The sequence below is a fragment of the Sphingomonas segetis genome (assembly GCF_009720245.1).
GTDB lineage: Bacteria > Pseudomonadota > Alphaproteobacteria > Sphingomonadales > Sphingomonadaceae > Sphingomicrobium > Sphingomicrobium segetis.
In genome coordinates, this window is record NZ_WJSQ01000098.1 from 1 (window position 1) to 10,322 (window position 10,322).

At 66.5% G+C, this 10,322-nt stretch carries 7 protein-coding genes and 2 pseudogenes; 4 read left to right on the forward strand and 5 right to left on the reverse strand.

The genetic code is table 11. The features are described 5' to 3' along the window. Positions 1-1,185 (reverse strand): methylenetetrahydrofolate--tRNA-(uracil(54)-C(5))-methyltransferase (FADH(2)-oxidizing) TrmFO (gene trmFO, locus GH737_RS10055; protein ID WP_155264692.1); only part of this gene is annotated, 1,185 nt, incomplete at its 3' end. A 29-nt stretch (positions 1,186-1,214) separates the two neighbouring features. Then, positions 1,215-2,882, reverse strand: a complete 1,668-nt coding sequence (locus GH737_RS10060; RefSeq protein ID WP_155264693.1) for a hypothetical protein — start codon at positions 2,880-2,882, stop codon at positions 1,215-1,217. Between the two features lie 44 nt (positions 2,883-2,926). On the opposite strand from GH737_RS10060, the gene GH737_RS10065 reads away from it, so the two are divergent. After that, positions 2,927-3,781 (forward strand): glycoside hydrolase family 16 protein, encoded by an 855-nt coding sequence (locus GH737_RS10065; protein ID WP_155264694.1) that lies wholly within the window; start codon positions 2,927-2,929, stop codon positions 3,779-3,781. Further along, a pseudogene (locus tag GH737_RS16035) lies at positions 3,778-4,014 on the forward strand (DUF488 domain-containing protein); the annotation flags it as partial. The gene GH737_RS10065 and the pseudogene GH737_RS16035, both read left to right, overlap by 4 nt. 97 nt (positions 4,015-4,111) lie before the next feature. Here the strand turns inward: GH737_RS16035 and GH737_RS10075 are convergent. The 3 genes from GH737_RS10075 to gyrA form a co-directional block, all read right to left on the reverse strand. After that, positions 4,112-4,645 (reverse strand): DUF488 domain-containing protein, encoded by a 534-nt coding sequence (locus GH737_RS10075; protein WP_155264696.1) that lies wholly within the window; start codon positions 4,643-4,645, stop codon positions 4,112-4,114. A 10-nt stretch (positions 4,646-4,655) separates the two neighbouring features. Continuing rightward, positions 4,656-5,123, reverse strand: coding sequence for a host attachment family protein (locus GH737_RS10080; RefSeq protein WP_155264697.1), 468 nt, complete (start codon positions 5,121-5,123; stop codon positions 4,656-4,658). Between the two features lie 98 nt (positions 5,124-5,221). Beyond that, positions 5,222-7,990, reverse strand: coding sequence for a DNA gyrase subunit A (gene gyrA / locus GH737_RS10085; protein ID WP_230558753.1), 2,769 nt, complete (start codon positions 7,988-7,990; stop codon positions 5,222-5,224). A 354-nt stretch (positions 7,991-8,344) separates the two neighbouring features. Between gyrA and GH737_RS10090 the strand changes: the two genes are divergently transcribed. Next, on the forward strand, positions 8,345-9,607 hold the full coding sequence (locus tag GH737_RS10090) for a tetratricopeptide repeat protein (protein WP_155264698.1): 1,263 nt from the start codon (positions 8,345-8,347) through the stop codon (positions 9,605-9,607). 184 nt (positions 9,608-9,791) lie between these two features. Continuing rightward, positions 9,792-10,322: pseudogene (locus tag GH737_RS10095) on the forward strand (hypothetical protein); the annotation flags it as partial.

Below are 10,322 nucleotides of genomic sequence, written 5' to 3' on the forward strand. Positions count from 1 at the left end.
GCCGCCAGTGATGTGGCCGAGGAGCGCCCCCAGCGCTGTTTCGGGCGGCGGCGGAGGCAGGGTCTCGCCGCCATCATCGGCGGCGGCGAAGCGCGCGGCGAGGAGGCCGACGGCGGCGCTTTCGACATAGCCTTCGCAGCCGGTGATCTGGCCGGCGAAGCGGATGCATGGTTTCGACCTCAGCCGAAGCTCGCCGTCCAGCAGCCTGGGAGAATTGATGAAACTGTTGCGGTGGATTCCACCGAGCCGCGCGAACTCGGCGTTCTCGAGGCCCGGGATTGTTCGGAAGATCCGCACCTGCTCGCCGTGCTTCAGCTTGGTCTGGAATCCGACCATGTTCCACAAGGTGCCGAGCGCATTGTCCTGGCGCAGCTGGACCACGGCGTACGGCCAGCGGCCGGTGCGCGGGTCGTCTAGCCCGACGCCCTTCATCGGGCCGTAGCGCAAAGTCTCCGGGCCCCGCTCGGCCATGACCTCGATTGGCATGCAGCCCTCGAAATAGGGCGTGTCCTTCTCCCAGTCGTGAAACGGCATCTTCTCGCCCTCCACCAGCGCAGCGACGAAGTCGTCGTACCGCGGCTTGTCGAGCGGGCAGTTGATGTAGTCCTTGCCTCCCCCCTCACTCGAACCACGATCCCACCGGGCCGCCATCCACGCGACGCTCATGTCGATGCTGTCGCGGTGGACGATCGGAGCGATGGCGTCGAAAAAGGCGAGAGCGCCTTCTCCGGTTTCGGCGGCGATCGCTTCGGCGAGCCTGGAACCGGTGAGCGGGCCGGTGGCAATGATCGCGGGACGATCGGGCAAGCAATCGACCCGCTCGCGCACCACCGTCACGTTCGGATGCTGCTCAACCGCGCGCGTGACCTCCGCGGCGAAGGCTTCGCGATCCACCGCGAGCGCCGAGCCCGCCGGCACGCGGTGCTTGTCGGCCGCGCGCATCACGAGCGAGCCGAGGGCGCGCATCTCCTGGTGGAGAAGACCCACCGCGTTGTGCTCGGCGTCGTCAGAGCGGAAACTGTTCGAGCAGACCATCTCGGCGAGGCGGTCGGTTTCGTGCGCCGGCGTGGTGTCCCCGCCGCCGCGCATTTCGCTGAGCCGGACGCGAAGTCCCGCCTCGGCGAGTTGCCATGCCGCTTCGCTGCCGGCGAGGCCGCCGCCGACGATGTGGATATTGAAGTTCACGGGTGGGGCGGTTAGCGCCGGCGCAAGCGCTAGACCAGCACTCCCTGCCCGACATAGCCGACCGGGCAGCGCATCGGCTGACGGGAAGGTCTCGAAAAATAGGCGCGTGCCGTCTTGGCAGTGTCGAGGCGCACGACGCGGTGCTGGCGCGGGCTGTATACGAACAGCGTCGGCCCGAAGCGATAATGGTCCACTTCGCCGTAGATTTCGGTTTCGAGCCCCGTAGCAGTCAGCTTCATCCGCTGGCTGACGACGTCGGCGGTAACCGGACGGTCGAGCGCAAGGCTGAGCGCGCCGCTCGTACCCCAATAGGTTTCGAAGACGATCGCCGGCCCGTGATAGGGGCAGACACCGTCGATGATGACCGTGGAGCCAGCGGGCACATGGGCGAGATCCCGCTGGGCCGCCTCGAGCAATTGGTCTTGAAGGCGCGGCGCGTCGGCCCAGTAACGCTCGACCTGCATCGAGCGAACGACAGCGAGTACCGATACAAGCGCAAGGCTCGAAGCCAGGACGGTGCTGCGAAGCCTAGGAGGCACCTTCCGCGCAGCGACGAACAGGGCGGCCGCGAGAATCATGGCAGCACCGACCGCGCCCGAAACGAGCACGCGGTTCGCGATGCCAGTCGGCGCGAACATGATCGAGTTCGCAACGAGGAACGTGGCGTGGCCGAGAACGAACGCGGCGAGTCCGATGAGCAGGAGGCGCCAGCGGCCCTCCGTCGGCTCGACCTGCCTGCTGGAGCGGGTGCGCCACCAGGCGAGTGCCCCGGAGGCAAGCGCAACGGCGATGACCACCGGGCCCGGCTCGCCGGCGACCAGCCGAACGAGCGTCCACGCCCAGTCCCGAATCGGGCGCCAGAAATGGACGTCGAGGGCGGCGAAGGCGTTGAGGCCATAGCCGACGCGCCAGTCGTAGTGCGGCGCGACGAATACACGAATCCGGTGCCAATAGCTTTGCGCGTCGGCGAGCTCGTCCGATCGCTCCGTGAGAAACTTCAGCGCGACACCGGCGATGACGACCACGATCACAGCCATCGGCGCAACAGCGCGCCGGAGGTCGATCCCTCCACGGCCGCGGAGCCGGAGGACGAGCAGCGCGAGCGCGAAGCCGGCGATCATCGGCGCGAAAATCTCATATGCCGCGATGCTCAGCGAAGTGGCGGCAGCCGCTGTCGCCAAGGCCGGCAAGCGCCGTCGGCTGGAGCGCTCGAAGGAGAGCAGCGCGTGCATCGCTGCCAGGGCGAGCAGCATGCTGAGTGGAATCTGGAAGGCGGCGAACCACACGCGGACCGTCGAAAGCTGCGGCATCAGCGCGAACAGCAGCGCCGATGCGAACGCCTCTGCGCGTGTGAGCCGCAGCCGAACGAGGAGCAGGTAGAGCAGCGCGACGGACGCGGCGATCACCGCCGTATTGACGAGATGATAGCCGAGTGGACGAAAGCCGAACGCCTCGTAGAGAAGCGCCAGGTAAATGCCCTGTACCGGCCGGACGCCATAATCAGGGAGAGTCGCGGCGATGACCGATTGGCCCGATCTCGCGGCCGCTTCGAATGCTGCAAGCAGGCTCCAGTCATCGCTGTAGAAGCCAAGCTGCCCGACATAGGGAAATGCCGACAGCGCCACGATGACCACGAGCGCCGCGGCATCGAGGATGCGTTCACGGTGATTACTGCTGCGGAGAAAGCGCGCCCCCATCTTTGGGGGCTGTTAGTCCGCGGGCGAGGCGCTATCCAGCACTCATGCTTACAGCTGTTTTCCTCGCGGCGGCTGCGCAGAGCCTGTCCGCGAACAATTACGCCGTCGACGAGCCGATGCCGGCGCACTCGGCCGCCCTGCAGTGGTCGGACGAATTCGACGGCACCGCGCTCGATGCGTCCAAATGGAGCTTCGACACGTCGCGCAACAAGGCCGGCTGGTATAACAAGGAGCTGCAATATTATGCGGCGGACCGGCCGGAGAATCTGCGGGTGGGGGACGGCCAACTGACGATCGAGCTGCGCAACGACCCGGAAGCCATCAGCCGCTTCCCCGATTGGGGAGGGCAGCAATACAGCTCGGCGAAGATCGTCACCAAAGACAAAGCTGCGTTCACCACGGGCTTCGTCGAAGTGTCGGCGAAGCTGCCCTGCGCGCGCGGCACCTGGCCGGCGATCTGGATGCTTCCGCAGGCTGAGAGCCGCTGGCCCGACGGCGGCGAGATCGACATCCTCGAACAGGTCGGATCGCAGCCCAACGTGGCCCACGCGAACCTCCACACGGCGCTGTTCAACCATGTGAAGCAGACCGGCCGCGGCGCCGAGACGCCGGTGCCGACCGCTTGCAGCGCCTTTCACCGTTACCAGCTCGCCTGGACTCCCGATGCGATCACGGCCGGAGTCGACGGCCGCGCCTACATGCGCGTCAGGAACGACCAGCCGGGCGGGCGCGGCGCATGGCCGTTCGACTCGCCCTTCTACCTGATCCTCAACCTCGCAATGGGCGGAGACTGGGCCGGCGCCAGGGGGATCGACGATGCGGCGCTGCCGCAACGCTTCGACGTCGACTATGTCCGCGTATACGACATGCCGCGCGCGAGGCCGGCAGGGCGCGAGTGACGCGCATCTTCACCATCGGCTATGAAGGGACCACAGTCGCCGAGTTCGTGGCCGCGCTGAAGAAGGCCGGAGTCGAGCGGGTGATCGACGTTCGCGCTCTTCCGCTGTCGCGCAGTCCCGGCTTCTCCAAGACGCCGCTGAAGGCCGCCCTCGAGGAACAAGCCATCGAATATCTGCATCTCAAGGCGCTCGGGCGCGATCCCGGTGATGCAGCGGCATCTGCAGATGGCGCAGGCGCTAGTCCTGGCGCCGCCGCCGCCTCCGCCGGTGACGGCTCCGTCGCCGGGTGGCGCAGGCGAGCGCGGCTAAGCTGACGACGACGGACAGTCCCTATGCGGGGACTGTCCCTTCCGCCGGGTAGACGAGGTGGCCGTCGCGCTCCTTCGCGGTCGGCGTGAGCTTCGCTGGTTCCTGGCGGCCTTCGCCCATCAGATGGAAGACGCTGCGGCCGCGGGTGAGCACGTAGTCGGCGATGATTCGGCGATGGCAGCGCCACCACACGGCCTCCGCGCACATGATCGCCGTTCGCCGTTCGGAGGCGATCGATAGCAGCCGCTCGAGCGCACAGCCGAATTCATCCGACAGCGCGTAATCGGCATAATTGTGGAAGCTCCGGTTCTGCCAGAAGCCGTTGACTTCCGGCGGCACGGACTTCGAGCGGCCGCGGAGGCCGCCGAGCTCCGCGATCCGCTCGTAAGTCAGCTGCCATGGGCGCAACTCGTCTGGAAGCACGTCGAAATTGTACTGCGGGTTTGTTCGCGAACGCGGCACCGTACGGACATCGATCACCAGCTCGACGGCACCCGTGCGCAGAACCTCGACGAACTCGGGGATGGTCCGAGTCGAGTGGCCGATCGTGAACAGCGGAAGAAGGTCAGGCGTTGGGCAGCTCCACCTGCGTTTCGCCGACGAGCAAGGCCTCGATGTCGGGGATCGGCCTGCCGCTCATCTCCTTGTTGACGGTGCAGATGATCCTCTTCTCGACTTCCTTGTGGAGCGCCTTGCGAAGCACGCCCAATGCCTTGGGCGGCGCGACGATTGCGAGCGCGTCGAAGTCGTTGCGGAGCACGCGCTCCTTCAGTTCGTCGGCCGCGTCCTTGATCCAGCGGTCCTCTTCCTGCTGCTGGAAATCGGGCTCTTCATAGGTGGATCGGCCCGAGCCCGCGCTCTGCTGCACCACGCCGGGCGCGTCGGTTTTGATCTCCCGGTCCTTGCGCTGGTAGCGCCGCGCCTCGTGGGCCTCCGTCCGCAAGTCGATCTGGTCCTCGTCGCCCTGATTGCGGAAGAACAGCATCTTGCGGCCGTCGGCGACCAGGACCAGCGCGTTGTGGGGAAGGGGCATGGACGATTCCTCCTCTTGTGTTCGAAGGGAGAACGCCGCGTCGTCCCGGCAGGTTGCGGCGCTTGTCGCACTGGCGCGTCATGCCGGAATACTGATCATCACTCCTCCACCTCCGGGTCGGCGGGCTTGTCGAGCTCGCTCTCGCCGACGATAGCGCCGTCTTCGGGAGCGATTTCGTCACCGCCTTCCAGCGCGATCTCTTCCTCTTCGCTTTCCTCGATCTTGGCGACGCTGACGACATGTTCGTCGTCCGCGACGCGGAAGATGGTCACGCCCTGCGTGTTGCGGCCCATCACCCGGATGTCGCCGACGGTTGTGCGGATCATCTTGCCCTGATTGGTGACCAGCATCAGCTGCTCGCCCTGGTGCGCCGGGAATGACGCGACGACGCAGCCGTTGCGCTCGGAGGTGTCGATGTTGGTGATGCCCTGGCCGCCGCGGTTGGTGCGCCGGTACTCGTACGCCGAGGAGCGCTTGCCGTAACCGTTCTCGGTCACGGTCAGGATGAATTGCTCCAGCTCGGAGAGCTCGGCCACCCGGTCCGCGGGGAGCGCGCACTCGATGTCCTCGCGCTCGCGCCACGGCGGGCATTTCAGATAGGCCTCGCGCTCTTCCTGGCTGCGCATGGCGCCGCGGCGGAGGATCGACATCGAGATGACCTCGTCGCCCTGGAGCAGGCGGATTCCCCGGACGCCGGTCGAGGTGCGCGACTGGAACTCGCGGACATCGGTCGCCATGAACCGGATCGCCTTGCCTTTGCGCGTGGCGAGCAGGACGTCGTCGGCTTCGGTCAGCAGCGAAACGCCGATGAGCCGGTCGGTCGGGTCAGACTGCTCCTCGCTGTCGTCGCTCTCGACCTCTTCCTCGGCCGCGCCCGTGCCGAAGCGCATCGCGATCTTGCCGTTCGACGGGATATTGGTGAACGCCGCCATGCTGTTGCGGCGCACCGTCCCGTTCGCTGTGGCGAACATGATGTGCAGGCCGCCCCACTCGGTTTCATCCTCCGGCAGCGGAAGCACGGTCGAGATCGTCTCACCCTCGGCGAGCGGGAGCAGGTTGACCATCGGCCGCCCGCGCGTGTTGGGGCCTCCCTCGGGCAGGCGCCACACCTTCATCCGGTACACGCGTCCCGTGGTTGAGAAGAACAGCACCGGATTATGGGTCGAGGTGACGAACAGGTTGGTGACCGCATCTTCTTCCTTGGTCGCCATTCCGGCGCGGCCCTTGCCGCCGCGCTTCTGCTCGCGGAAGATCGAGAGCGGGGTGCGCTTGATGTAGCCGGTCATGGTCACGGTCACGACCATGTCCTCGCGCTCGATCAGGTCCTCGTCCTCGATGCCGTCGGCGGCGGCGGCGAGCTCGCTCAGGCGCGGCGTCGAGAATTCGGCGTCGACCTCGTCGAACTCCTCGCGCATCACCTCGTAGAGACGAGCACGGTTCGCCAGGATTTCAAGCAGTTCTCCGATATTCTTCGCAAGTCCTTCGAGCTCATTGCCGATTTCGTCGCGGCCCAGCGCGGTGAGACGATGGAGGCGAAGCTCGAGAATCGCCTTCACCTGCGCTTCTGACAGCTTGTAGGTCTCGCCGGCCTTTTGCGCCTCGACCGCTTCGACGAGCAGGATGTACGGGCGTATCTGGTCGCCGGGCCACTCGCGCGCGAGCAGCTTCTCGCGCGCCTCGGCGGGCGATGCCGACCCGCGGATCAGCTTCACCACCTCGTCGAGATTGGTGACCGCGACGACGAGGCCAAGCAGAATATGGGCCCGTTCGCGCGCCTTCAGCAACTCGAACTTGGAGCGGCGGGTGATCACTTCCTCGCGGAAGCGGATGAACGCGTCGATGAAATCGCGCAGCGTCAGGGTCTCGGGACGGCCGCCGCGGATCGCGAGCATGTTTGCCGGGAAGCTCGTCTGCGCCGGCGTGTGCCGCCACAGCTGGTTGAGCACGACCTCGGGCGTCGCGTCGCGCTTGAGTTCGATGACGATGCGGACGCCTTCGCGGTTTGATTCGTCGCGGATGTCGGAAACGCCCTCGATCCGCTTGTCCTTGGCCGCTTCCGCGATCTTCTCGACCAGGCCGTTCTTGCCGACCTGATAGGGGATTTCCGTGAGGACGATCGAGCGGCGCTCGCCGCGCCCTTCCTCGACGTGGGCACGGCTGCGCATCAGGATCGAGCCGCGGCCAGTCGTATAGGCGCTGCGGATTCCGCTCTGGCCGAGGATCAGGCCCCCGGTCGGAAAATCCGGGCCCTTTACATGCTCCATGAGCGCTTCGGAGCTGATGCCGGGGTCGTCGATATAGGCGCGGCAGGCGGCGATCACTTCGCCCAGGTTGTGCGGCGGGATGTTGGTCGCCATGCCGACCGCGATTCCGCCGGCGCCGTTGACCAGCAGGTTGGGAAAGCGCGCGGGCAGGACCTGCGGTTCGCGCTCCGACGCGTCATAGTTCGGCTGGAAGTCGACGGTGTCCTTGTCGATGTCGCCGAGCAGGAAATTGGCGACCTTCGCCAGCCGCGCTTCGGTGTAGCGCATCGCCGCCGGCGGATCGGGGTCCATCGACCCGAAATTGCCCTGGCCGTCGATCAGCTCGACCCGCATCGACCAGTCCTGGGTCATGCGCGCGAGCGCGTCGTAGATCGCCTGGTCGCCGTGCGGGTGATATTTACCCATGACGTCGCCGACGATGCGGCTCGACTTGCGGTACGGCCGCCCGGCGACATAGCCGGCTTCCTGGCACGCGTAGAGAATCCGGCGATGGACGGGCTTGAGACCGTCGCGCACGTCCGGGAGCGCACGGCTGACGATCACGCTCATCGCATAATCGAGGTAGCTGGTCTTCATCTCCTCGACGATGGAGATCGGGGCGATATCCCGGTCCCCCGGCGGAGGGGGAGTGCTGCTATTGTCGTTGTCGTCGAGCGGCGGCTGAGTGGCCAAGAAACGTTCCTGCGATTAGGGTGAACACCAAAGGTCGCGGCAGCGCCGCGCCCCCCGTTCATTATCTAGTGCATTGCAGGGCTAACCGCCACCCCGCGCGCCCGCGCGCGCGAGGGGGACTGCGGTTGTCGCTGGGTGTGGACGAATAATCATGCGAAATCAGAAGGTTCAAAATGCATTCAGGGGGCGGGTGGCAGGCGCCTTGGACAACTTTCGATTAGGGGTCTAAGCCGCCGCCGATTTTCATGCCGGCGAGGACTACCGCCCGCCACAGGAGACGTTTCGATGAAGCTCACGACTACCACCGCCGCGCTTGCCCTGCTCGCCGTTTCGGCTCCCGCTGCCGCGCAATACGGACCGCAGCCGGGCCAGCCCCAGACCGCGGTCGAGCCTGCGCCAGGCAACGCCACGGCGAAGACGACTGAAGGCAAGAAAATCAAGCTGTCGAAGGACGCGCAGAAGGCGGTCATCGACCTTCAGAAAGCGGTCAACGCCAATGACACCGCGAGCATCCCGGCCAAGGTCGCCGCAGCGCAGGCGGTGGCGCGTACTGCGGACGACAAATATGCGATCGGGCAGCTCCAGCTGAAGGCCGCGCTCGCCGCCAAGGACAATGTTGCCATGGCCGCCGCGATTGACGCGATCGCCAGCTCCGGGTTCGTCGAGGCTGCGACCAGCTCGAAGCTTTACGCAAGCCTCGGGACGACGTTCTACAATGAGAAACAGTATGCCCAGGCCGGCGCGGCATTCCAGAAGGCGTCGACGATCGACCCGAACAATTCCGAGCTCTACACCCTGCTTGGCGAGGCGAAGTTTGCCCAGGGTCAGAAGGCCGATGCGGCGACCGCGTTCCAGCGCGCGATCCAGCTGCAGCGTGCCGCCGGCATGAAGCCCGAAGAGAAGCTGCTCAAGCGTGCCGTCAGCGTCGCCTATGAAGCGCGTTCGCCGGTGGCGATGGAGCTGGCGCGCGAGTGGGCTGCCGCCTATCCGAGCGCGGACAGCTGGCGCAATTCGATCGCCATCTACCGCAACATGGCTCACCCCGACGTCGAAGGGACGCTCGACCTGCTTCGCCTGATGCAGCTCACCGGCGGGCTGACCGCGGGCGAATATGCGCTGTTCGCTGAGGCCGCGGCCGACCAGTCGAACTTCAACGAGGCGCAGGCGGTGATCGACGCCGGCATTGCGGCGAAGGTGGTCGATCCCGCGAGCGCCCGATTCCGCGACATCGTGAATGGCCTCAAGGGCAAGCCGAAAGCGACGGCGGCGGACCTCGAGGCCGCGGCCAAGATGTCGCCGAGCCCGCTCAACCTGCTGCGCATCGGCGACCGTTACTACGGGATGGGCGACTATGCGAAGGCGGCCGACATCTACCGCAAGGTGCTTGGCACGGCCGGCGCAGACAAGGACGTCGCCAACCTGCACCTCGGCATGGCCCTGGCGCGCGCCGGCGACAAGGCGGGCGCGACCGCCGCCTTCAAGGCGGTCGGCGCGGCACGCGCGGACATCGCCAAGTTCTGGCTTGCCTATCTGCAGCAGCATGCCTGACCCGCGCCCCAGCGCGGTCTGAAGGAGAGGCGCCGGCGCTTGTCGGCGCCTTTTCTTTTGCGCGGGTGGCGACATCGAATCCCGCACTGTGCCGTTTCGGGATGGTTAAGAGCTGCCTTCTTAGCGCCGGGTGAAGGCTCGCATACACGCTCCAGACGATGCGTCTCTTAGGACATTGATACCGGTGCGTTTCGACGATCGCCTGCTGACCGTCCTCAACCAGCCGGCTGGTGACCGCCACGACATTGCCGTGCGGTGGCGCCAGCTGGTGGATCTCGTCGCGCGCGCGGGCTCCAACGCCGACAGTCCGGCGGTTGCGCAAGCGCTCGAATCGATCCGCGCCGACGCGCCCAGGGTTGACGAGAACCTTCGTGCCGCCGCGGCGCGCGCCGTCGCCGCCTTGCCCTTGCCGCTAGGCCTTCTCGAATATTTCGCGTCCGACGGGCTCGCGGTTGCTGCGCCGGTCCTTGCCGCTGCGACGCTCCAACCGGCCGAATGGCAGTCGGTCCTGCGCGCAGGCGACGAGGAGACGCGCGGCTTCATCGAGGCGCTGCATCCCGAAATCCGGGCCGAGGCCGAGCCGACGACGGACCTGACCGACGAGCTGGTCGAGAGCCCGGTCGCGGAGCCGGAACCGTCACCGGCAACTCCCTCGCTTCATGACGTCGTCCGGCGGATCGAGCGCCGCCGCCGGAGCCGCGCGATGATGCGGCGC